At 59.3% G+C, this 22,460-nt stretch carries 19 protein-coding genes; 14 read left to right on the forward strand and 5 right to left on the reverse strand.

Annotation, left to right across the window (positions count from 1 at the left end):
• Nucleotides 1-111: 111 nt before the first annotated feature.
• A complete protein-coding gene (locus K3179_RS11060; protein ID WP_221564988.1) occupies nucleotides 112-1,341 on the reverse strand; it encodes an NADP-dependent isocitrate dehydrogenase in 1,230 nt (409 codons plus the stop codon).
• A 248-nt stretch (nucleotides 1,342-1,589) separates the two neighbouring features.
• Here K3179_RS11060 and K3179_RS13485 point away from each other — a divergent pair, with 248 nt between their 5' ends.
• The 14 genes from K3179_RS13485 to K3179_RS11130 all read left to right on the forward strand — a co-directional run bounded on the left by K3179_RS13485 (nucleotide 1,590) and on the right by K3179_RS11130 (nucleotide 17,570).
• Entirely contained in the window at nucleotides 1,590-2,951 is a 1,362-nt protein-coding gene (locus K3179_RS13485; RefSeq protein ID WP_247712949.1) for a sugar transferase, read from the forward strand.
• A 192-nt stretch (nucleotides 2,952-3,143) separates the two neighbouring features.
• A complete protein-coding gene (locus K3179_RS11070) occupies nucleotides 3,144-3,419 on the forward strand; it encodes a hypothetical protein (RefSeq protein WP_221564990.1) in 276 nt (91 codons plus the stop codon).
• Between the two features lie 137 nt (nucleotides 3,420-3,556).
• The gene (locus tag K3179_RS11075) at nucleotides 3,557-4,861 is read left to right on the forward strand and encodes an O-antigen ligase family protein (protein ID WP_221564992.1); all 1,305 of its coding nucleotides are present in this window, start codon (nucleotides 3,557-3,559) and stop codon (nucleotides 4,859-4,861) included.
• Between the two features lies 1 nt (nucleotide 4,862).
• Nucleotides 4,863-5,552, forward strand: coding sequence for a polysaccharide biosynthesis/export family protein (locus tag K3179_RS11080; RefSeq protein ID WP_221564994.1), 690 nt, complete (start codon nucleotides 4,863-4,865; stop codon nucleotides 5,550-5,552).
• Nucleotide 5,553: 1 nt separating this feature from the next.
• On the forward strand, nucleotides 5,554-7,788 hold the full coding sequence (locus K3179_RS11085; RefSeq protein ID WP_221564996.1) for a GumC family protein: 2,235 nt from the start codon (nucleotides 5,554-5,556) through the stop codon (nucleotides 7,786-7,788).
• Between the two features lie 8 nt (nucleotides 7,789-7,796).
• A complete protein-coding gene (locus K3179_RS11090; protein WP_221564998.1) occupies nucleotides 7,797-8,942 on the forward strand; it encodes a hypothetical protein in 1,146 nt (381 codons plus the stop codon).
• Nucleotides 8,943-9,076: 134 nt separating this feature from the next.
• Nucleotides 9,077-9,958, forward strand: coding sequence for a glucose-1-phosphate thymidylyltransferase RfbA (rfbA, locus tag K3179_RS11095; protein WP_221564999.1), 882 nt, complete (start codon nucleotides 9,077-9,079; stop codon nucleotides 9,956-9,958).
• Nucleotides 9,955-10,500 (forward strand): dTDP-4-dehydrorhamnose 3,5-epimerase, encoded by a 546-nt coding sequence (gene rfbC / locus K3179_RS11100; RefSeq protein WP_221565001.1) that lies wholly within the window; start codon nucleotides 9,955-9,957, stop codon nucleotides 10,498-10,500. The genes rfbA and rfbC overlap by 4 nt, the downstream gene beginning before the upstream one ends.
• Nucleotides 10,497-11,354, forward strand: coding sequence for a dTDP-4-dehydrorhamnose reductase (gene rfbD / locus K3179_RS11105; protein WP_221565003.1), 858 nt, complete (start codon nucleotides 10,497-10,499; stop codon nucleotides 11,352-11,354). Before rfbC ends, rfbD begins: the two co-directional genes overlap by 4 nt.
• On the forward strand, nucleotides 11,347-12,408 hold the full coding sequence (rfbB, locus tag K3179_RS11110; protein ID WP_221565005.1) for a dTDP-glucose 4,6-dehydratase: 1,062 nt from the start codon (nucleotides 11,347-11,349) through the stop codon (nucleotides 12,406-12,408). The genes rfbD and rfbB overlap by 8 nt, the downstream gene beginning before the upstream one ends.
• Before the next feature lie 298 nt (nucleotides 12,409-12,706).
• A complete protein-coding gene (locus K3179_RS11115) occupies nucleotides 12,707-14,614 on the forward strand; it encodes an acyltransferase family protein (RefSeq protein ID WP_221565008.1) in 1,908 nt (635 codons plus the stop codon).
• 428 nt (nucleotides 14,615-15,042) lie between these two features.
• Nucleotides 15,043-15,564 carry a surface-adhesin E family protein gene (locus K3179_RS11120; protein ID WP_221565010.1) on the forward strand — a complete coding sequence of 174 codons (522 nt, stop codon included), beginning with the start codon at nucleotides 15,043-15,045 and terminating at the stop codon, nucleotides 15,562-15,564.
• A 148-nt stretch (nucleotides 15,565-15,712) separates the two neighbouring features.
• Nucleotides 15,713-16,465 (forward strand): SGNH/GDSL hydrolase family protein, encoded by a 753-nt coding sequence (locus K3179_RS13630; protein ID WP_425594753.1) that lies wholly within the window; start codon nucleotides 15,713-15,715, stop codon nucleotides 16,463-16,465.
• A gap of 43 nt (nucleotides 16,466-16,508) precedes the next feature.
• Nucleotides 16,509-17,570: a glycosyltransferase family 4 protein gene (locus K3179_RS11130; protein WP_221565014.1), complete on the forward strand. Its 1,062-nt coding sequence runs from the start codon at nucleotides 16,509-16,511 to the stop codon at nucleotides 17,568-17,570.
• Nucleotides 17,571-17,614: 44 nt separating this feature from the next.
• Here the strand turns inward: K3179_RS11130 and K3179_RS11135 are convergent, their stop codons facing one another.
• From K3179_RS11135 to K3179_RS11150, 4 genes are read right to left on the reverse strand one after another with little or no spacing between them, the layout of a single operon-like run.
• The gene (locus K3179_RS11135) at nucleotides 17,615-18,826 is read right to left on the reverse strand and encodes a glycosyltransferase (RefSeq protein WP_221565016.1); all 1,212 of its coding nucleotides are present in this window, start codon (nucleotides 18,824-18,826) and stop codon (nucleotides 17,615-17,617) included.
• Nucleotides 18,823-19,842 (reverse strand): glycosyltransferase family 2 protein, encoded by a 1,020-nt coding sequence (locus K3179_RS11140; RefSeq protein WP_221565018.1) that lies wholly within the window; start codon nucleotides 19,840-19,842, stop codon nucleotides 18,823-18,825. The genes K3179_RS11135 and K3179_RS11140 overlap by 4 nt, the downstream gene beginning before the upstream one ends.
• A 36-nt stretch (nucleotides 19,843-19,878) precedes the next feature.
• The gene (locus K3179_RS11145; protein ID WP_221565020.1) at nucleotides 19,879-21,078 is read right to left on the reverse strand and encodes a Coenzyme F420 hydrogenase/dehydrogenase, beta subunit C-terminal domain; all 1,200 of its coding nucleotides are present in this window, start codon (nucleotides 21,076-21,078) and stop codon (nucleotides 19,879-19,881) included.
• The gene (locus K3179_RS11150) at nucleotides 21,075-22,244 is read right to left on the reverse strand and encodes a polysaccharide pyruvyl transferase family protein (protein WP_221565023.1); all 1,170 of its coding nucleotides are present in this window, start codon (nucleotides 22,242-22,244) and stop codon (nucleotides 21,075-21,077) included. Before K3179_RS11150 ends, K3179_RS11145 begins: the two co-directional genes overlap by 4 nt.
• Between the last annotated feature and the right edge of the window lie 216 nt (nucleotides 22,245-22,460).

Below are 22,460 nucleotides of genomic sequence, written 5' to 3' on the forward strand. Positions count from 1 at the left end.
ATCTCCGTATAGTGCGGAAAAGCGAGAACTTGCGGCGCGATGAGCGGCGATGCCAGGATCAGTGCCGCTGCGCCAAATGCTATGCCTGCATATCGGCGCAGCGGCATGTTTTTACGCTCCGAGACCCTGTGCGGACATCTCGGCTTCGAGGCCTTCGACGATGGCTTCGAAGAACTGTTCGGTCGTCATCCAGCTCTGTTCAGGGCCGATGAGCAGCGCAAGATCCTTGGTCATCTTGCCGCTCTCGACGGTCTTGATGCAGACCTGCTCGAGCGTTTCGGCAAACTTCACCACGTCGGGCGTGTTGTCGAACTTGCCGCGATACATGAGGCCGCGCGTCCAGGCGAAGATGCTGGCGATCGGGTTGGTCGAAGTCGCCTTGCCCTGCTGGTGCTGGCGATAGTGGCGCGTGACCGTGCCGTGAGCGGCTTCCGCTTCGACGGTCTTGCCATCGGGCGTCATCAGGACCGAAGTCATCAGGCCGAGCGAGCCGAAGCCCTGTGCAACGATGTCCGACTGGACGTCGCCGTCGTAGTTCTTGCAGGCCCAGACGAACTTGCCGTTCCACTTGAGGGCGGCGGCGACCATGTCGTCGATCAGGCGGTGTTCGTAAGTGATGCCGTGCTTGTCGAACTGTTCCTTGTATTCGGCGTCGAAAATTTCCTGGAACAGGTCCTTGAAGCGACCATCGTACTTTTTGAGGATGGTGTTCTTGGTCGACAGGTACACCGGCCACTTGCGGTCGAGACCGTACTGGAAGCTGGCACGGGCAAAATCGCGGATGCTGTCGTCGAGATTGTACATCGCCATGGCCACGCCCGGGCTTTCGAATTCGAACACGTCGAGATCGATGTTCTTCCCGTCGGCACCTTCGAACACAAGGCGCAGCTTGCCGGCACCGGGGATCAGCGTGTCGGTGGCGCGGTACTGGTCACCGAAAGCGTGACGGCCGACCACGATGGGATCGGTCCAGCCGGGAACGAGGCGAGGCACATTGTCGATCACGATCGGCTCGCGGAAGACCACGCCGCCAAGGATGTTGCGGATGGTGCCGTTGGGCGAGCGCCACATCTTCTTGAGGTCGAATTCCTCGACGCGTGCTTCGTCGGGGGTGATGGTGGCGCACTTGACGCCGACACCGTGTTCCTTGATCGCGTTGGCCGCGTCGACCGTGATCTGGTCGTCGGTCTCGTCGCGCTTCTCGATCGAGAGGTCGTAATATTTCAGGTCGACGTCGAGATAGGGAAGGATCAGCCTCTCGCGGATCCACTTCCAGATGATCTTCGTCATTTCGTCGCCGTCGAGTTCGACGACCGGGTTGGCTACCTTGATCTTGGCCATGGGTTTCCTGTCAGTTCGAATTGAGTTGCGCGCGCTTTAGCAGAGGATAGCGTAAGGGCAAGGCAGGTGGGGATCATCGCAGCCCGACCGGCGTTGTGCACAAATACGACATCTGTGGCGGAATATTATCGTGCATGTCATCCGCAGGGCGACAATTACACTTAACCGTAATATACAGAACGGATGAGGGTGGTTCGCGACTTGCTGCGGACCGTGGTTGACCAAAAAGTACAAGATATCAAATGTTAATGACACCAGAAGCGGTGCCGACGACCGACACGAATATGGAACGGCGCCGTCTACAGATATACACTTTCATGCTGGTCGCGGACCTGATCCTGCTCGGCGGCGCATTCGTGCTCGCCGGCGGTCTGTACCGCTCTGAATGGGCATCGGACTTCGTGAATTCGATGTTCTTCGCATTCGCCCCGATCTTTACTGTAATCATGGTATACCAGCGTTGCTATTCTTTACGCGCGCTCGAGGACCTGCGGTTCGCGATTGGCAGGCTGGGCCTGGCAATCGTGATTGCGGCGGTATTGTGTACGGTCATAATCTTCTACGCGAAGGCGTCGGAAAGCTTTTCGCGCGTGATGCTGTCGCTCGCCCTGATTTTCGGGTTCGGCGCAATGGCGGCGTTCCGTTACGCTCTCCACCGGGTCCTTCGGATGGTCTACGGGCCCACTATCAGTTCGGCACTGGTCATCATCGACGGCGGCCCGAGGATCGAAATTCCCGGAGCGGTATCCGTCGAGGTCGGCGATATCGACGTCACGCAAGTGCAGTCGTCACCGTCCAGCCTGGACACGATCGGGAAGTGGATGCGCGGCAAGGACCGCGTTGTCATAAGCTGCCCGCCGGAGCGCAGGGCGCACTGGGCGGAAATCCTGCGCGCTGCAGGGGTACGGGGCGATGTCCTCTCGGAACCTCTGAAGCATCTGGGGGCAATCGCGCTCAAGCGTGAGGGCGGCGAGCTTTTCATCGTTGTCTCGACCGGATCGCTTCCTCTGCAGGCCCGTGTCATGAAGCGGGCGATGGACCTCGCGCTGACCGTGCCTGCGTTGCTGTTCCTCTCTCCGCTGCTCTTCCTGGTGGGCTTGCTTATCAAGCTGGAGGACGGCGGCCCGATTTTCTTCGTGCAGCAGCGCATGGGGCAGGGCAATTGCATGTTCCCCATGTTCAAGTTCCGCTCGATGAGGGTGAATATGCTCGACAGCGACGGGAGGCAGTCGACATCGCGCGGCGATGTTCGCGTGACGAAGGTCGGACGTTTCATTCGCGCAACCAGCATCGATGAATTGCCCCAGCTTCTCAATGTTCTGCGCGGTGAAATGAGCATTGTCGGGCCGCGCCCGCATGCGCTGGGATCGGTCGCCAATGCGAAGTTGTTCTGGGAAATCGAAACCAAGTATTGGCATCGCCATTCGCTCAAGCCCGGCTTGACCGGTCTCGCTCAGATCCGCGGACATCGCGGTGCGACAGAGAGTGAAAATCATCTCACCCATAGGCTCGAGGCGGATCTCGAATACATTAGAAGCTGGTCGCTAATTCGTGATTTCAGAATTATATTCGCGACGGTGGGGGTTCTCGTGCATCCGAATGCATATTGACCAGCTTCGGAACCAAATGACTGTGGTAGCATTGCCACAGCGTTGAATTTGCTTGCGTTGGAGCGTGGCTTTTCGTCGATACTCAGTAACTTAATCGACGCATGTTTACGTTTTTGCAGGTTGCGTGGCCTAGTGAATGTTGCTAGCCAAGGGCTGAGTTCTAGTGAAAATAGATTCTTAGGAGTGTTTTTAATGATTAAGCAGATTCTTGCAGGCGCAGGCGCCATTGCAATGATGACCGCACCGGTTGCAGCTCAGGCTGGTACCCGTGCAGCCGATGCCGGCACCGTTTCGGTGAAGCCGGTTAAGCTCTCGAACGTCAGCCGCGCTTCCGCGACTGCCAAGAAGGAAGCTGAACTCGGTGGTTCGTCGGTCCTCATCGCAGTTCTGGCTGCTGCTGCAGTCATCGCCGGTATCGTTGTTGCTGCTAGCGACGACGACGACGACGATCTGTCGCCGGGCGCATAATTGCCTGAATAAAATTGAACCCGCCGGCCTCGGTCGGCGGGTTTTTTTGTTTCTACTGAAATTTCAGCAGAGTTAGAGGGTCTATGAGGCGGGGTAAGACCTATCCTCGCGCGTTGGGGGTGTTCAACGAAGGGCTTGTGGCCCTGGGTTGGCCGGCAATCCTGATTCTGTGTGCCGCCTTGCTCATCGGCGGGGGCGGTTCGCGTTACGGCCTGCTCAACCTCACCATCCAGCTCCTCGCGCTTGCGCTACTGTGCTGGTTCAATACCGAAGCGCGCGCTTCGATGCGCTCGCTAGGTGCGGGGCTTCTGGCCCTCGTTGCGGCCACGATCGCATTGCCGCTGCTTCAACTCGCGCCGCTGCCGCCTGGTATCTGGCAGGCATTGCCTGGTCGCGAGATTGCCGTCGAAAGTCGCGATATTGTCGGAGTGGCGAACCAATGGTTCCCCATGACCCTCGATCGCGGCCGTACAATCGTTGCATTTGCGAGCCTTGTCCCGGCCGTCACCGTCCTCCTTCTGGTCCGCAAGTCCGGCTCCCGGCACGGCTTTGCCCAGGCAGGTTTGCGCCTGCTGGTCCTGTTCGCGCTGTTGAACCTTCTGCTAGGCGGTTTCCAGATTGCCACGAGAGGCCTGTCGCCGCTTCCCTATCCGATCCTCGACGCCTCGCGGAGCTATGGTTTCTTCGCCAGTCACAACACCAGCGGCCTGTTCTCGGTCATCGGTTTGTGCGCGCTGGCCGGCGTCCGTTTCTCGGATCGCGGTGTGGTATCACCGCGCACGGCAAAGCTTGTCCTTGCCAGCATTCTCGCGATCGCCACCATCCTCACGCAATCGCGATCGAGTACTGCCCTGCTTATCCTGCCGCTCGCCTATCTGGTCTTTCTGACCTTGCGCGATAGCAAGCTGTCGATGAGCCGGAAGCTTGTCGTCCAGGCTGTGCTCGGCCTCGGCGCAATCCTCCTGACCGTGGGTTACCTGACCGCAGAGACCCGGCTTGCAGCAACGCTGGAGCGTTTCGAGAATCTGGAGGACGCGCGCCCCGATATCTGGCAGGACGGACTGGTATCCGCAGAACGCTTCTTCCCGGTCGGTGCCGGAATGGGCGCTTTCGACGAGGTATTCCAGCTCGATGAAAGCCTCGAAACGATCAGCCCGAGCTTTGCCCGACGTGCGCATAACGAATACATCGAGATAGCTGTGGAAGCCGGTATTTTCGGCTTGGCGATCGTTTCGGCCTGGTTAATTTGGGGTTCCCTAAGTTGGTATCGAGCGCTAGGCGTAAATCGGTCGAAGGAGGGCGCGGCTGCGGGACTTGCGCTTGTCTGCATCGCATTGCAATCCTTCGTCGACTATCCGCTTCGTAACCAGACGCTTCTGTGCGTTGCTGCACTACTGGTGGCCATCCTTGCGCGACCAATAGTTCAAAAAAGAGTTCGTTGATTTGTCGTATCTTGTTCGTCTCACGTGCGTTGCCGCACTGTTTTCACTCGGCGGGTGCTTCTCTCCTTCGGCAGGATTGCCGAAAGACGAAGCGGCGTATGCCGTCATGCCGCCTGCCGAGGCAGGGGGCGGGATGAACCTGTATCGCATCGGTGTTCTCGACAGTCTCTCGATCCGCGTCTTCCAGGAGCCGGAGCTATCCTTCGAAACCGTTTCGGTCGATGCTTCCGGTTTTATCAACTTCCCGCTCGTGGGCCAGATCGAGGCGGTCGGAAAGACCCCGCAGCAGCTCAGCGATGAACTCGAAGCCGGGCTTGGTTCGCGCTTCATCCGCGATCCCCAGGTGGTCGTCGGGGTGGTCGAATCCGCTGCCCAGCGCGTCACCGTAACCGGCAGTGTGGTCGAGCCCGGTGTTTACGAAATCGCCGGCGCATCCTCGCTCGTTGAATCCATCGCCCGCGCGAAGGGATTGACCGACCGGGCCGTGGACGACGAAGTGCTGATTTTCCGCGAGATCGACGGCGAGCGTTACGGCGCGGTCTTCAATCTGCGCCATATTCAAGAGGGCCGGGCACCGGACCCGCAAATCCTGGGCGGCGACCGCATCGTGGTCGGCTACTCGACCGTGCGAGGTGCCTATCAGGACTTCCTGCGCGCGGCGCCCATCCTAAACGTCTTCTCGAGGTTCTAACGTGAACACGAATGCACACAGCTTCTCCAGTTCGCGCGGCGAATTGCAATTCGACGAAGCTGCTCCCGCCACGAACTTTTCCGATTCGGCGAATGCCGGTCCAAGTGAGATCGACCCGCGCGCTATCCTTACTGCGATCCGCCGCAATATCGTGGCGATTGCCATTATCCTGGCAGTCTTCATCGGGCTTGGCATTCTCGCCACCATCCTGATGAAGCCGGAATATATCGGGACCTCGCGTATCCTGATCGAGCAGCAGGAAGACCAGATTATCGAGGGTTCCGACGCGCGTGCAGCAGCGGCGAGCTACATGGATGCCGACCGCTTCCTCCAGACGCAGGCAGACATCGTCACCAGCAGGGCCTTGGCCGTGCAGGTCGTCGATCGTGAAGGCTTGGCCGAAAGCCCTGCATTCTTCGAGGCGCAGGGCGTAGAGTATCCGGTCGAAGAAGATATCGACGTCTATGATACTACATTGAGTATCGAGGAACTGCGCGCCGAAATCGCCGCGGACGTGGTTTCGGAAAACCTAGTGGTTACACTGCCGCCAGATAGCCGGATCGTTTCCGTCTCCTTCTTCAGCGGAGATCCGGTGCTTGCCGCGCGCATCGCCAACGCATTCGCCGAAAGTTTCATCGAAGGAAATCTGGCGCGCAAGTTCGACAGTTCTTCCTATGCCCGCGAATTTCTCGCGCAGCAGCTGCAGGATGCCCGATCGAAGCTGGAGCAGAGCGAGCGCGACCTTAACCAGTTTTCCCGCGCCGCCGGCCTGATCCGCGTCGCGGGGCAGGGTGTCAACGCCGATCAGGAGACGACCCTCTCCATCACGAACAACTCTCTGGTCCAGCTGAACGATGTGGCCGCGCAGGCGACGGCGCAGCGCGTCTCGGCCGAGCAGCAGTGGCGGAATATCGCAAATGTCCCGCTCCTGAATATTCCCGAAGTTCTGCAGAACCTCGCCGTACAACGGCTTGTGGAACAGCGCAGCGCCGCGGAAGCGAACTTGGCGCAGCTTAGCTCGCGCTATCTCGACGATCACCCGAATGTGCTTGCAGCCAAAGCGCAGGTGGACAAGCTAGACGCCCAGATCCAGGCGCTCGCACAATCGATCAAGAATTCGATCAGGCTGCAATATGAATCCGCGCGCGATCGGGAGAATTCGATCGTCAACCAAGTCGATACGCTGCGGGCCGATGCGCTCGATGAGCAGGATCGCGGTGTCCAGTACAACGTACTGAAGCGTGTCGCCGAAACGGACCGCGCGCTCTACAACACGCTGCTGACGCGGTTCAACGAACTGAATGCGACCGCTGGTGCGACTTCGAACAATGTTTCGCTGATCGATGCGGCGGAACCGCCGCGCGAACCGGCCAGCCCACGTCCGCTGATCAACCTGCTCGCAGCCCTGCTGTGCGGATTGGTCTTTGCAGGCGGCTTCGTATTCTTCCGCGAACAGCTCGACGATGCGATGCGCAATCCGGACGATGTCGAGAAGAAGCTCGGTCTCCCGCTGCTCGGCTTGATCCCGCAGGTCGACCAGGACGAGATGAAAGAGGAGCTGCAGGATCCGAAATCGCCGATCAGCGAAGCCTACAGCGCCTTGCTCACGAACATCCGCTACAGCAGCGGGAATGGCATTCCGGAAACGATCGTCGTCACCAGTTCGGTCGCCTCCGAAGGCAAGACCACGACCTCGTTCAAGCTGGCGACCGATATTGCCGATCTTGGCCGCAGGACCCTGCTGATCGACGCCGATTTGCGTCGCCCGACGATGCATCGCCGCGAGGAAGTCGGCAAACACGACGGCTTCACCGCGGTGCTGGCAGGCGAGCTTCCGCTTGAGAAGGCGATCCTCAAGTCGGGCAATGCCAATCTGGACCTCATGACGGCACTTCCAATGCCGCCGGATCCGGTTGCCTTGCTGAGCTCGGAAAGCTTCCTCAAGGTCGTTGATACGCTTCGTTCGCAGTACGATTGCGTCGTATTCGACGCGCCGCCGCTGCTCGGCCTTGCCGACGCGACTACGCTTGCCGCCCATGTCGACGCGGTCGTCCTCGCTATCGATTCGCAGCGTGGTAAGGGCGGTGGCACCCGTTCGGCGGTCCGCCGTCTCCAGATGGTCGGCGCGAACATCATTGGCGTGGTACTGACGAAGTTCGACGCTCGCCATTCCGGTAGCGCCTACGCATATTACGGCTCGTCCTATTATGCCTACGAATCCGCAGAAGAAGGGTAGGTCAGGGCGTGCGGGATAATGTCCGCCGCTTGGTCGCGATGGTGGCGTTCCTCCTCATAGGGGCTGCCATCACCGCTGCGCAGCTTGACCGCTCCGCTCGGAACAGTGCCGGTCTTGCCTTGATGATGCCCGCCGGCTTCGGAGGTTTTGCCGACGCCCGCAAGGCGCTCTTCGTTATCGAGAGCAATCCCGCCTTGGCCCAGTCTCTGATGGCAGGCGTCCTCGCGCATCGCCCCGTGTCCGCAGGCAATCTCGGGCTGTTCGCCAGGGCCGCAGTAGAAAATGACGAGGTCGAGCTGGCCTCGGACGTCCTTACGCTGGCGGCTGCACGGGGCTGGCGGGATGCTTACGTGCAGATAACCGTATTCGGCTCGGCCGTCGCGCAGGGTAATTACGAGGCGGCAGCCCTCCGCCTCGAAGCGCTGGCTCGCGGCCAGCGCGACCAGAGCGTTGTGAACCTCGCTATCATGCAACTCATCACTCAGGAGCAGGGGCGCCAGGTGCTGTCCGAACGGCTCGCGCAGAGCCCCGGCTTCGAGAACAATTTCCGTGCGGCCGCAATGGCCAATCAGGATTCGAGCGAGCTGTTTGCCGCCACTTTGCGCGAAGCCGAGGCGCAGGGTGCGAAGACCGATTGTGCCATCCTTTCGCAAATTACCCTGATTGGGTACGATTCTGGCAAGACAGGATCGGAGGCGACAGTCTGGCCGAGCCGCTGCGGAACGATGGACCCCGACGACTTGGCGTTCGGGCGCTCCGCATCGCCGAATCCCTTCGGATGGATATTCCATGACGTGCCCGGTGTGACGACCCGCCCGGGCCGCGACGAGGGTACGCTTTATTTCAAGAACAGGGACCTGGTCGAACGGCCCATCGCGACCAAATACTTGCGCTTACCGCAGGGGGCGTACCGGCTCTCGCTCAATTCGGACGCCAGTTCGAGTTACTCCTCCTTCGATCAGGAAGCCGAAATGAACGCACACATTCTGTGCGGATCGCGCCGCGAGGGCAGGGACGTAGCACTGGATAGAAGTTCGGAGGGAAGTTTCACGTTTGAAATCGGGCCAGAATGCGGAATCCAGTACGTCGTTCTTACTGCCCGACGCGGGGTGAGAAAGGGGCTGGAGGTCAGCATAGATCGGATCGCTTCCTGAAGCGGACCGGTTCCTCTCGAATGAGGCTGCGGCGACACGGCTTCTCCGCGATTTCCGACCGAACCCTTCACTGTCCTTGACTGCGAAGAGACCAACTGGTTTCGCGCGGAAAATTATATTCGGAGTACTTGATAATGCGACGCGGAATAGTTCTGGCAGGAGGATCGGGCACGCGCCTCTACCCGCTCACCAAGGGCGTGTCGAAGCAGCTTATGCCGGTCTTCGACAAGCCGATGATCTACTTCCCGCTCTCGACGCTGATGCTTGCGGGGATCAGGGATATCCTCATCATCACGACCCCTCACGATCAGGCCGCATTCCAGAACCTGCTCGGAGACGGATCGGAATGGGGCATCAACCTGACCTACGCCGTCCAGCCCGATCCGGGCGGTCTCGCCCAGGCCTACCATATCGGGGCCGATTTCGTTGGGGACGATCCATCGGCGCTCGTGCTCGGCGACAACATCTTCTACGGTCACGGTTTCGTCGACATGCTGAAGAATGCGGATGCCCGCCAGGAAGGTGCGACGGTATTCGGCTATTACGTGGACGAGCCTTCGGCCTTCGGCGTGGTCGAATTCGACGGTGAGGGTAGGGCTCTCACGATCGAGGAAAAGCCTGCGAATCCGAAATCGAATTACGCAGTGACGGGCCTCTATTTCTACGATGGCGATGCGGTGCGCCTCGCGCGCGACCTCAAGCCGAGTCCGCGCGGCGAACTCGAGATCACCGATCTCAACATGCGCTACCTCGAAGCTGGCAAGCTTGACGTGGAAATCATGGGCCGCGGCTATGCCTGGCTCGATACCGGTACGCACGCTTCGCTGCTGGACGCTGCCACCTATGTGCGCATCGTCGAGGAACGCCAGGGCCTCAAGATCTGCTGCCCCGAGGAAATCGCCTGGCGTCAGGGCTTCATCGACAGCGAACAGCTCGAGCGTGTCGCCGCGCCCTTACGCAAGAGCGGTTACGGCGAATACCTGCTCGGCCTGCTGCACGGCAAGGCGGCCCAGTGAAGATCATCGAAACATCGATCGAAGGCCTGCTGATCCTCGAACCGCGCGTGTTCGGGGACGAGCGCGGGTTCTTCCTGGAAAGCTGGAACCGCAAGGTTTTTGCCGACCTCGGGCTCGATCTGGATTTCGTCCAGGACAATCATAGCCGTTCGGCGCGCGGTGTCCTGCGCGGCCTCCATTTCCAGAACCCCAACCCGCAGGGCAAGCTGGTCCGTGTCATCAACGGCAGGGCGTGGGACGTGGCGGTCGACCTGCGGAGCGGATCGCCGACCTTCGGGAAGTGGGAAGGTCTGGAATTGAGTGCGGAGAACAAGCGCATGTTCTGGGTCCCGCCTGGCTTTGCGCATGGCTTCGTTGCGCTCGAGGACGGAACGGATTTCGTCTACAAGTGCACCGGTTATTACGATCCGGCCCACGAACATAGCCTGCTGTGGAACGATCTGGCAGTGGGCATCGAATGGCCGCTCGAAGGCATCGAACCGCAGCTGTCGGCGAAGGATCAAGCAGGCAAGCCACTCTCCGAGATCGAGGCCTTCTCGTGAAGGCGTTGATTTTCGGCAGCAAGGGGCAGCTGGGCAGGGGCCTTGCGGCAACGGCTCCGCAGGGATCGCAGCTCGTCCAGCACGATGTCGACACGCTCGACATTACCGATGCCGATGCAGTCGGCCGGGCGGTAAAAGACGCCGCACCGGATATCGTGTTCAACGCTGCCGCCTACACCGCTGTCGACCGCGCGGAAGACGAGGAAGCGCTCGCACAAGCGGTGAACGGCGATGCTGTCGGCCACATTGCGCAGGCCGCGCGCGGAGCTGGGGCGCGGTTTGTCCACGTCTCTACCGATTTCGTTTTCGATGGCACTGCGTCGCGCCCCTATGCGCCCGAAGCAGCACCTTCCCCGATCAGCGCCTATGGCCGCACGAAACTTGCGGGAGAGCGCCTCGCATCAAACGATGCGCTGATCGTGCGCACGGCCTGGGTATACGCACCGGAAGGCGGCAATTTCGTCCGAACCATGCTCCGCCTGATGGGCGAGCGCGAGGAACTGGGCGTCGTCGCCGACCAGATCGGCACTCCTACTTACGCTCCCGATCTGGCCGCTGCCTTGTGGGACCTGGCGGACAAGCGCGTCACCGGGGTGCATCACTACACCGACAGCGGTGTGGCCAGCTGGTACGATTTCGCCTTTGCGATCCAGGAGGAGGCACTGGCAATCGGCCTGCTTAGCCGCGCGATCCCCATCGCGCCGATCGCGACCTCGGCCTATCCCACTCCGGCGAAGCGCCCGCACTATTCGGTGCTCGACAAGACTTCGACCATAGCGGCGCTCGGCCGCACTCCGCCGCACTGGCGGGTAAATCTTCGCAAGATGCTCAACGAGATAAAAACCAATGGCTAATCTGATCGTGACCGGCGGCGCCGGCTTCATCGGTGCAAACTTCGTCTACCACTGGCGCAAGGCGCATCCGGACGATTCCATCACGGTGCTGGATGCGCTGACCTATGCCGGCAACCCTGCCAATCTCGACGGGTTGGACGGTGTCGAACTGGTCGAAGGCGACATTTGCGACACAGCGCTTGTCTCGCGCCTGTTGGCCGAACGCGATGTCGATACGATCGTGCATTTCGCCGCCGAGAGCCATGTCGATCGTTCGATCACCGGCCCCGATGCCTTCGTCACCACAAATGTCGTGGGCACGCACAGCCTGCTGAAAGCCGCAAAGGATGCATGGCTCGACAAGGGTACGGGCCGTCCGCACCGTTTCCACCACGTCTCGACCGACGAGGTCTACGGCTCGCTCGGTCCGAACGATCCCGCGTTCAGCGAGACGACGGCCTATGCACCCAATTCGCCTTATTCCGCGTCCAAGGCAGGCTCGGACCACCTCGTGCGGGCGTATCACCACACCTATGGGCTCGACACGCGGACGAGCAATTGCTCGAACAATTACGGTCCCTACCAGTTTCCCGAGAAGCTGATCCCGCTGTTCACCCTCAACGCCCTCTCGGGCAAGCCGCTGCCGATCTATGGTGACGGCATGAACGTGCGCGACTGGCTGCACGTGGAGGACCATTGCCGCGGTATCGAGCTGGTCCTGGAGAAGGGCCGTCCTGGCGAAGTCTACAATATCGGCGGCGGACAGGAATTGCCCAATCTCGAAGTGATCGAAGAGATTTGCCGCGGCGTCGATGCGGCGTTTGCCAGCGATCCGTCGCTGGCAGAACGCTTCCCCAATGCCCCCGCGGCGCAAGGACGCCCAACTTCAGAGCTGAAAACCTTCGTCGAGGACCGCAAGGGTCACGACAGGCGCTATGCTATCGACGAGACCAAGGCGCGCGGTGAGCTCGGCTACGCTCCTGCCCGTGATTTCGAGCACGGGTTCGCCACGACGCTGCGCTGGTATCTCAATAACGAAGCATGGTGGCGGCCCCTGCTGAAGCGAACCAAATAGGCGCATTCCTAAAGCTATCCGAATTTGATAGCCCTACCCGATAACAATTTGCCGGAGGTCTTACGCGAACTTCGCTAGATAAAATGGCATGTCGTCATCCTTCGGTAGATGCGGATCGAAGAAGCAGGAAGGTTTGACGTTGAAAAAATAATAGGTGCCCGTCGCAAACATTGCCACTAAAAACGATAATGAGCGTTAAGGCAATGGCACCCTTGGCGTCGCAAGTCTTTTTCCTTAGGGCGGCAAGGCGGGTTCGCTTCCTTGGATGGGCGCCCTATAGTGGTCGGAAAGTCAAACATTGTATTATCGTCCAGAAGTCGATGGTCTACGGGCTATCGCTGTCCTGCCGGTCATTCTCTTCCATGCGGGGATTTCTGCCTTTTCGGGCGGCTATCTCGGTGTGGACGTGTTTTTCGTGATCAGTGGATATCTAATCACCTCAATCATTGTGCAGGGCTTAGAGAGTAAGCAAGGTTTCAGCCTTCTTCACTTCTATGAACGACGCGCCCGGAGAATTCTGCCGGCGCTTGGCCTTACAATCCTCCTTACACTCTTACTCGCCCCCTTCGTTCTGATGCCAGAACAGATAAAGGATGTAGGACAAAGCGTATTTGCATCCACTCTCTTCGCATCGAACTATTTTTTCTATCTCGAAATAGACTACTTTAATCCCTTCGCTTCGAAAGCACCGCTTCTCCACACGTGGAGCCTCGCTGTCGAAGAACAGTTCTACGTCATCTTCCCCGTCCTCCTGATCATCCTTCACCGGTTTCGATCAGGCTACACCCTCCCAATTGTATTGATTTTCACAGCGAGCTTGGTCGCGGCAATCTGGACCACCCAAGTCAATGCGCAATTGTCATTTTATTCGATCCACACGCGAGCATGGGAGCTTGCTGTCGGAGCGGGACTGGCGCTCCACATGCGCAGATTAACAGACAAGGGACGCATCACAGGCGGAGCCGCCAACGTAATCGGAGTGGTCTCGCTTGGGATTTTGGTCGCCTCTCTAATGATGATTCCGAAAGACGTGGCTCATCCTGGTGTTGTTACATTGATCCCAGTGCTCGCAACCGCCTTACTCATTCGCTATGCTCAACCCGACACTGCAGCATACAAGGTTCTTTCGAGCCGATCGCTAGTCCATATCGGACTAATGTCCTATGGATTGTATCTCTACCATAACCCGCTTTTCAGCTACGTCGATGTTTACTTCGATTACCTTGGGGACGAAACCTCCCGCATCAAGATCGCTCTTATCCCATTGGTCTATATAATTGCGCTCGCCAGTCTGCATTTGGTTGAACGACCAGCCCTTAGAGGGAAAAAACTAAACCGGAGCGCCGTTCTTGCGACGGCGACTGGCGGGATCGCGACTGTCGCCGCAATTGGATTGGGAATTCATTTAATGAACGGTTTTCAGAAACCGCTCACCGAGTATTATCAGGCGCGCGGGATGACACCCCTTGCAAACGCCGAAAAGGAAAAAAGAAAAATCGAGGAGGTGCGGAAGCGTTTTTCTCCGGCCAATGCGTCATTCGATTGTAACGATGGTTGCCGGCGCTACTTAGTGATAGGAGATTCGTTAGCCGAGGATACTTTTTTCGCGCTGGCCTCCAGTAGTCAGATTGGACAATTTCGCTTCGCGCGGATGGACGATACATGCATGAGTGGCATGAGTTCGGTTCGCGAAATCGAATTGCGCGAACCCTGCATGGCGCCGATCAACGAGATCGGAACCTTGCTGCGTGAAGCCGACGTAATCTTGATTGCGGCGAAATGGCAGGAACACACATGGCGCGACGGACTAGACCTTGCCGATATGTTACACAACGAATTGGGAAAGCCGGTCGTGATCTTCGGTTCCGCCATGTTCACGGACCTAGCGTCATTTTCAGTGAAGGCTTGGCGCAACGGCTATAGCAGAGGCGAGAAATTGAACCGAGCTCTCTATCGCTACCAGCGTTGGGACCGTCTACGAACTAACGACAAATTACGCGATGCCACCGAGCGAACTTCGCAGATTGGTTGGATCTCGCGACACGCTTTTTTCTGCGATCGTACTCGCGAGACATGTGATCTATTTAATAATGAAGGTTTGCCTCTAATTTGGGACAATGCCCACCTGACGGTTACAGCCTATCCAATGTATGCTCAATACATCGAGCGCAAGCTTATGGAGTCTGGAATTATCGACGTATCTTGAAGTTTACGACTTTCTGGATGAAAAGAATTCGTTGCCGAAAGCGGGGTGATTAAAAATTTGAGCGTGCGCATTGAAAAGCAGCGGTGGGGTTTAGAAAATCGTAAATACAATTTTATCGCTCACGAAGCCCCTAGCATCGATTGGTTATCCACTTCTGCTAAACCGGTAATCCACCAGGGTCAGCTTTCCTCACTGAACGCTTTTGCCCGCGTCGGTCAAAACCTTCGCCTCACTTAAGATGCTGGCGGGTTGGTCATGGAATTCAACGTCGCTAATATCGTGCAAAACGCAGCCCAAGACTGCTCAACTAGCGGAATCGATCAGATTTCGAGAGGAGTGTGGGGCGAATACGCAGGGGCGTGAGAATTCAGGCTCCGATTGAAATGCGGGATTGCATAGGTTGTCCCCTGATACAAAGGCATGCCGCAATGAATTTCGCTCAGTTTCAGAAACGAAGTTGGATTGGGGCCGCTGGGGTGTGCTTGATCGTGGTTGGCTATCTCCAGATTTGGGCTGATGATGAACGAAGAGAGGAAATCCTGATGGATAGAAACGCGTTCGCTTCAGCTTCTCAAAGACCAGCCGAAAATTACATTGTTGCGAGAACGCCCGATGGAATTATTTTCGAGTTGGATCCAAAATCAGTAACTGGGAACCGTAATAACCGCAGAGCTGCGCTTGTAATTCATTCAGGCCGGACCTTTCCGAGCGGCGCCCGGAATCTACGCGAAAATAGATGGTTTAATTGCGAACGAGGGACATCGAGAACCCTCCTTCGTATAAATTATGATCCAAAATGGCGCGTTACGGGCTCGACGATGTTCCAAAAGGACGAAATGATCGAACGATCTTATAGCGATGGTACTGTCGGCGCGGCGATCCTTCGCGCGGTCTGCGAAGGCTTCTATGACACCGCTCGAAAAAGTGGCGAACCTCCGTTCAATATGTGATCAGCACGTATGCTTATTTAAGCCGGGCTAGCCTCCGTAACCTTTAATTATTCCATGCACGATCATTGGCGGCGATACGATCCCTTGCGGCGACAAGCGGTTCCGCCTGCTGTGAACCAAATACGTCGCGCGCGGACGCGTCGTTAGCGTGGCGGGATTCGGTGACAGCATTATTGAAGGAAGGGCAACATACCTTGGCGAAGGCTTCGGCTTTCCCGCCTGTGTCGCCATGTCGAGCAATGCGAGCGGCGTCCCATTCGAATGGTCGAACCTCGGCTGGGCGGGACAGGGTGCCAGCCAGACAATCCTTCAGCTGCAGGACTGTCTCGAAGCCCGATTGGTACCGGGTGTGGCCGTACTGCCGGTTTTCACCCCGAACGGCTTCCTTTCCGCCCCGTCCGAGGCGGCTATCGAGAGCATGCGCCTCTACTTCGGCCAGGCGATCGATCTTCTGGAAAAGGCGGGCGTGGATGTAATCCAGTGGACCGGGGTTTCCTCTTCCCCCTCGCTGTTTCCCGTAGGTACTGCCGATGGCCTGCGCCGGGCCTTGAACCGCGAGCTTCTCGACGCAGCCGCGCGGGGCGTCACCGTCTGCGATTTTGCCGGCCGGCTCGACGGAGAGGTCGATAGTAGCGGCCAGACGCAACCGCGACCCGGCGTGCTCGTCGACGGCATCCATCCAAGCGATGCCGGTAATGCGTCGATGGCCAAGGCTCTGCAGCAGGCCCTGCGTGCGCGGATCGAACTTCCGCAAGGCTTGCGCGCGGCTTGGCGAATACCGCGGAAAAAGGGGCTCTCCGGTTGCCGAAACCTGCCTGCCTGTCTAGCAGCAGGCCGACGCAACCGGAGGCCACGTCTTGTCAGAAAACCCGCGAATCCTGTGTGTTCACCAAGGGGGTGAACTCTACGGGTCGGATCGCACTTTCCTGCAAAGCGTCGAAGCCATGCGGGACGCCTGGCCCCATGCTTCGATCAAGGTCGTTCTGGCTGCCGACGGGCCTTTGCGCGGCCTTCTGGAAGGGCCCGCGGATGAAGTCGTAGTGCGACCACTGGGAGTTCTCCGCCTGGCGAACCCTTTGCTCACGCTCTTCAAGATGACGCTGGGGCTGCCCTACTTCGCGGGCAAGGCCGCGATGGACATCGCGGCAGCAGATGTCGCGTATATCAATACGACCGTGATTGCGGATTTCCAGATCGCAGCGCGTTTCTTTCGCGATCGCTGCGTCGTCCACGCGCACGAGATACCCAAGCGACGCGCGATGCCTGTCATCCGCTCCTTGCTGAAGTGGAGCCGGGCGCATGTCATCATGAATTCGCGCGCCACTGGAACGGCGCTGGCCCTTCCGGATAGGCAGGCTACGGCCCTGGTCTATAACGGCGCTGCGGCGGTCGAGAACCCACAAGCTCTAAAACTGCCCGGCGTGTTTACGCAGGAACGTCCCTTGCGGCTCGCAATGTTGGGCCGGCTGAGCAACCAGAAGGCGCAGGACCTCCTGATCGACGCCATCGCTCTCTTGCCGAAGGATGACGCCGCACGGCTCCGCCTGCGCATAGTGGGCAGTGCCTATCTCGACCGTGAAGAGCCCGTGCGCGAACTCGAAGCGCAAATCCGCGAAGCGGGGCTGGAGGGCGTCGTCACTCTCGAACCGTTTACGGATGATCCTCTCGAGGTCTATCGCTGGGCGGATATCTGCGTGATCCCCTCGCGCCTGCCGGAATCGTTCGGCATGGTCGCGATCGAGGCGATGGCGGAGGCTCGTACGGTCATCGCATCCGCCCACGGCGGACCGGTGGAGATCGTGGTCGACGGGGAAACGGGATGGCTGATCGAACCCGACAATGCTTCCGCGCTGGCCGTTGCCATAGCCGCTGCGCTGGCTGATCCTGCGCAGGTTCGGAAGCGGGGCGATGCTTCGCTTCGGCGTTTCGACGAAACCTTCTCTTCGCGATCGATGGCGCAATCGCTGCGCGACACCCTTTCCCGCTGGTTCGCTGCGCTCGCCTGAGGTTGCGGGCATGGGGAAGGGGCATGCCCCCTCCAGCCAGGAGCTCAGGAGGCCGGAGCCACGATTGTTTCCGCCTCGGCCAGCGACCGGCGAAAACCTTCCAGTCCGAAATGACGGGAGACCGTGGCGATCCGCCGGTCGCGCGCGGCCTCGGCTTCCGGTTCGGCAAGGCTTGTCACGATAGCTTGCGCCATGCCGTCTGCGTCATCCGCAATTGCCAGCAGCTCCACGATCTCGGGCGGTAAGCCCCGAGTGCCGATTAAAGTGGACACGACACGCCGCCCCGATGCGAGCATGTCGATCATTTTCACGTTCACGCCCGAGCCGTGCAGGATCGGGTTGATGGCGACTTCGCAGCCGAGGAGGATCGGCTCCATATGCTCGGGGTTGGCGATAAGTTCTCCGCCGGCTGCAGTTACGCGACAGGAAAGGTCGCTCGACGGGTTTCGCCCGGCTACGACGAGCGTCGTCTGCGGACGCTTGGCGATCACGTTGGGATGGACCTGTGACAAATACCACTCGAGAGCCGCGACATTGTTCGGCAGCGAGAGGCTTCCGGTAAAGGCAATATCGGAAGGGACAAGTCTGTCGGTGCCGCGCTTGGCAAGGTCAAGCATCTCCCTGTCGGCCATGGTGGAGAGAAGACGGCCATTGTCGAAGCCCGCAGCACGCCAGGTGGCAAGGTCTTCGAAGGAGATGTCGTAGAACAGGGCTGCGTCGCGCAGCACACTCGTCTCCAACCGCTTGAGCCCGGCCAGATTTCCCATCACCGAGAGCTTGTTCAACCCGGTGGCGAGACTGGCTTGCTCTGCATTGTAGCGATACTCGATATTGTGCGAGCGGTAGAAATACGGAACGCCGAGTTGGTCGGCCAGCCATCGGCCGAGCGGCGCGGCATGAATGCCATCAATCCAGATCGCCTCGAATCCGGGACTCGCAGACCGGTATTTCTGAAGCAGCCGCTCTCGCTCAGCGCGTGAGGGCCAGCGGCCGGCTGCTTGCGAGGGCCAGCGGAGCATGTTCAGGACGCGCCTCGCGCCTCGATCGAGCTTCAGAAGTTCGAGATCGGCGACGACGGAATTCATGCGGGCGATGTCTGCCTCGCGAATGGGCGCCTCAAGCCTGCCGCCGGTCCATGTTATCGCGTGTACGTCCCAGCCAAGCTCCTGGAATGCTTCCAGCCGCCGGGAAATATCGCAGCGCGCCCCGTGGTTGGCGGGATACGGAAGTTCGACAAGGACCGCGAGAAGCTTCATGAGGAGCCGGGGATCCTTACCAGACCGGTCGCCGCCATGAGAATGCCTTTCGCTTGCCCGAAGCGTCCGCGGACGATCGCGCGCAGGAAATCCTTGGCGATCGTCAGTCGAAGAGAGCGCGAACCACGCCGGCCGAACCGTTCGGCAAGCTTGATGCGGCTGCGATAAAGGAGACCTGCAGAAAAGGCGGAAACGCCTTCCGTAAGCGAGCCGGCACTTGCTCCGACCTTGTGATAGACTACGCTTTGCGGAGCGATGGCGACGTCGAACTGTCCTTCGGCGCGCAGCACCCAGTCGGCTTCCTCGTAATAAAGGAAATAGTCCTCCTCCATCAGGCCTACCTGTTCGAGGAACGCCCTGCTGGCGAGCATGGATGCGCCGACTGGATAGAGGACCTCGTCGCTCTTCGGGGGATCGGCGCACATGGCCTGTTCGGGGCTGTCGCTCGGCATGCCTTCGGCAAGGTGACGGGCCCCGAATGTCGTGCGATCGAGCGCGCCAGCATAAGCCTGCAACATAGAGGGCTGCCCGTAAACCGCCATGACCGACCCGCACAGGCCGACATTGGGATGGGACGCCATGAAGCCAACCATCTGCGCCAGCGAATCCGGCGGGACGACGGTATCGTTATTGAGCAGCCACGCATGGCTCGCGCCCCGCTTCAGAGCCCAGCGCAGTCCCACATTGTTGCCCCCCGCAAAGCCGAGGTTCGCCTCGGTGCGCACTATGACCAGTTGTGCGTTTGCGCCATCTTCGCCCGCCTCGGCCTCGGCACGGTCCAGGATTGCTACACTTTTCGGGAGAAGCTCTTCGGAAAGGGGCACGGGACTGTCGGGATCGGCCGGGACGGATAAATCGCCTCTCGCCCAGGCGGCGATCTTTTCGACCGAACCGTCAGCGGAGGCGTTGTCGCACACCACGATCCGTGCCTCGACGCCTTCGAGGGCGAGGCAGGTGCGGACGCAGTCGACGGTGTCCTGCCAGCCGTTCCAGTTCACGAGGATGATGGCGATCATGGTCAGTCTATTTCTTTCGCCGGAGCCTCGGCCAGCTTAGCCCCGCGGCCTCTTGATCCGCTTGAACGTACCCCAGAAATTGCGCGCGAGTTCGACCGGCGAGGTCCGCAACGAAAGCGCTGGTAGCTTGAGGCCCGAGAAACGCGGTCCGTTGCCGCGCTTCGCCCAGAGCGCGGAAGAGCGCGCCAGGGAGTTGCGCTTCCTGTTCGCCTGATAGGGCTGCATCGCCTCGATTTCCTCGACGGCCAGCGGCTCGGTGGCCAGTGCTCCGGCTTGCTCTGCGAGTTCGAGCAGCCTTTCCCCGGCCTCGGTACGCGCCACGATCAGGCTGCGACCATCGCGTTCGGTAAAGTCCGGGTAGCCGTCCTTGCCGTACCAAGCGTCGGCACAGGCTATGTCGGAAAACTCGCCAGTCCCGTCCGGGCAGATCTTGCAGCGGAACTGGAGGTGGCGATTGAGAATTTTGCCCCAGCTGTCGTTGTAGGTCATGCTGGCATCGCTGCCGTCCTTGCGCACCACTCGCGCCATGCCCGGCCATCCGTCGCCGCGATACTGGAAGCGCTCGACATCCTCTTCGCGGGTTTCGAGCGAAGAGAGTACTTCGACTGTTCCCTTGCGGCTCGGCACGCCCGCACAGAAAAAGGCGAGCTTGTAGGGGATTAGGCGGTCGATCCGCGGATCGTGGCGGGCCATGCGGCGCAAGGACGCGACGTCGCACGGTTTCCCGATGAATGCGAACCTCTTGCCCCTCGCCAGATGCCTTTCGAGATCGGCAAGCGGGGAAGAGGGGGCGTAGCGCGAACCGGCCGCGCCAAGAATGTCCTTGCGCTCCGCACGCGTTGTCGTCGCCGTGCCGATGGGATCGTGAGGATCGGAGCTGGTCGACAGGACGAAATCGACTTCGCCTCGCTCGACGAGAAAAATCTGCAGGGCGGAAAGAACGCCGCCCGAAGATCCGCGATAGCGGGTTTCGGGATCAGTTGCGTGCCCCGTCGCCAGCCTGCGGATCGGACCCCACAGCGGATGGTAGTCTGCCTCAACCCGGTCGTGTTCCAGTGCGATCCCTGAACAGAAGGCTTGGGCAGCGCCTTCTTGGATGGCTTTGCTATCCTTTGTTTCCGGGCGCAGAAATCCGGGTTTTTGAAGCTCCATGCGGACTTCCGGAAGCGCCGATGCGCAGGCGCCGCACCCGTGGCAGAGGCCAAGTTCAACGATCTGCTCGAGCGTGTCTGTCATCGCGCAATCTCGCCGATGATACGTGCGAGGGTGTCCTCGTAGGCATCGAGCCTGGAATCGGCAATTTTCGATCCGCGCACCATCGCATTGGATAGCTCGGCGCGCTTTTCACAGGCTTCGGTGATAGTGGCAAAGGCCTCGTCGGTCGAAGCTGTCTTTCCGTCTACAAAATGGGGATAGTCCAGCGTCCCGAACAACCCGTTGAATTTGCGGCTATAGGCAATCGGCACAACCGGAGTGTGGGACGAGAAAGCACCGATACAAGCATGCATGCGCCCACCGGTCACGAAATCGAGGCCGGAAATGTAGCTTTTCGCTTCCGATGCGCTGGCAAATACTGTTGGCATGACGAGGTCTGGATAGCGATCCAGTAATGCGGGCACGACAGCGAGGTCGCCATCATTACCGGCCCGGCCAACCACATGCGGCAGCAAGTGCACCTCATAGCCGACACCTTGCCAGTGTTCGATCAGGCGATGCGTCAATTCCTTGTAGTCGATTGTGAGGCCGAATTCGTTCCGCCCGGTATAGCCGCCTTGATAAAGGAGGCCAGAAACGTTGATGCCGACCTGTGTCCTGTCTTGTGCCCGGTCTTGCCGATCGTATGGGAGGCGGAAGGCTACATCGATAAACTCGTCAATCTCTGCCTTGATCGCCTTGTCCTCGAGGAACCGGAACGACAAGTCGTCGCGCGCGAATACTGCGCGGGCGCGGTTCATGATCGCAACGGCGGCACGTCGCCGCAGGATATTATCGAACGGCCCGATCGTTTGAGGCGCGAGTACAAGCGGCTTGCCTAGCAAATGCGCCGCAATCTTGGTCCCGGCGTGAAAAAGGAAACGGGTGCCGCCGTAGATATCGGCCCAACTATCGCCTTCCCCGATGTCGATGACGAGATCTGCTTTTCTTAGGAAGGCAAGGAATTCGGAATTGCCGCGCAGCATTTGCTTCAGACTCGGCATCGGACCGATCTCGACGTTTGCGGGAACGGTCGCAGGGTCCGGACAAACATCTGCACAAAGGGTCGTGAAGTCGACTGTCACCCCTACGCGCTGTGCGGCGCTTTCGACGATGGCGATGTTCGAACGGGTCAGAGCGTCGATACCCAGATTGCCGTGCCCCAGCGCGTGCCAAGGCAGTGCGATTTGTAGATGTTCTTTTGTCATGATCTCAGAAAGGATTGGATTTGCTTATTCCAGAGCGGTCTGAAAGGTGAGAGGGCGGGACGAAACGAGCTCTGGATAAGCTTTGACGATTTCGCGCGGTACCTTGGTCGGCCACTGAATCGCTTCACTTTGCACAATGACGGGATCTTCTAAATTGTGATGGGGACCTGAGCGAGGTGTCGGCAATGATGGCACAGGTGGGAACCGGCTCGGAGC

Source organism: Qipengyuania intermedia (genome assembly GCF_019711615.1).
Lineage (GTDB): Bacteria > Pseudomonadota > Alphaproteobacteria > Sphingomonadales > Sphingomonadaceae > Qipengyuania > Qipengyuania intermedia.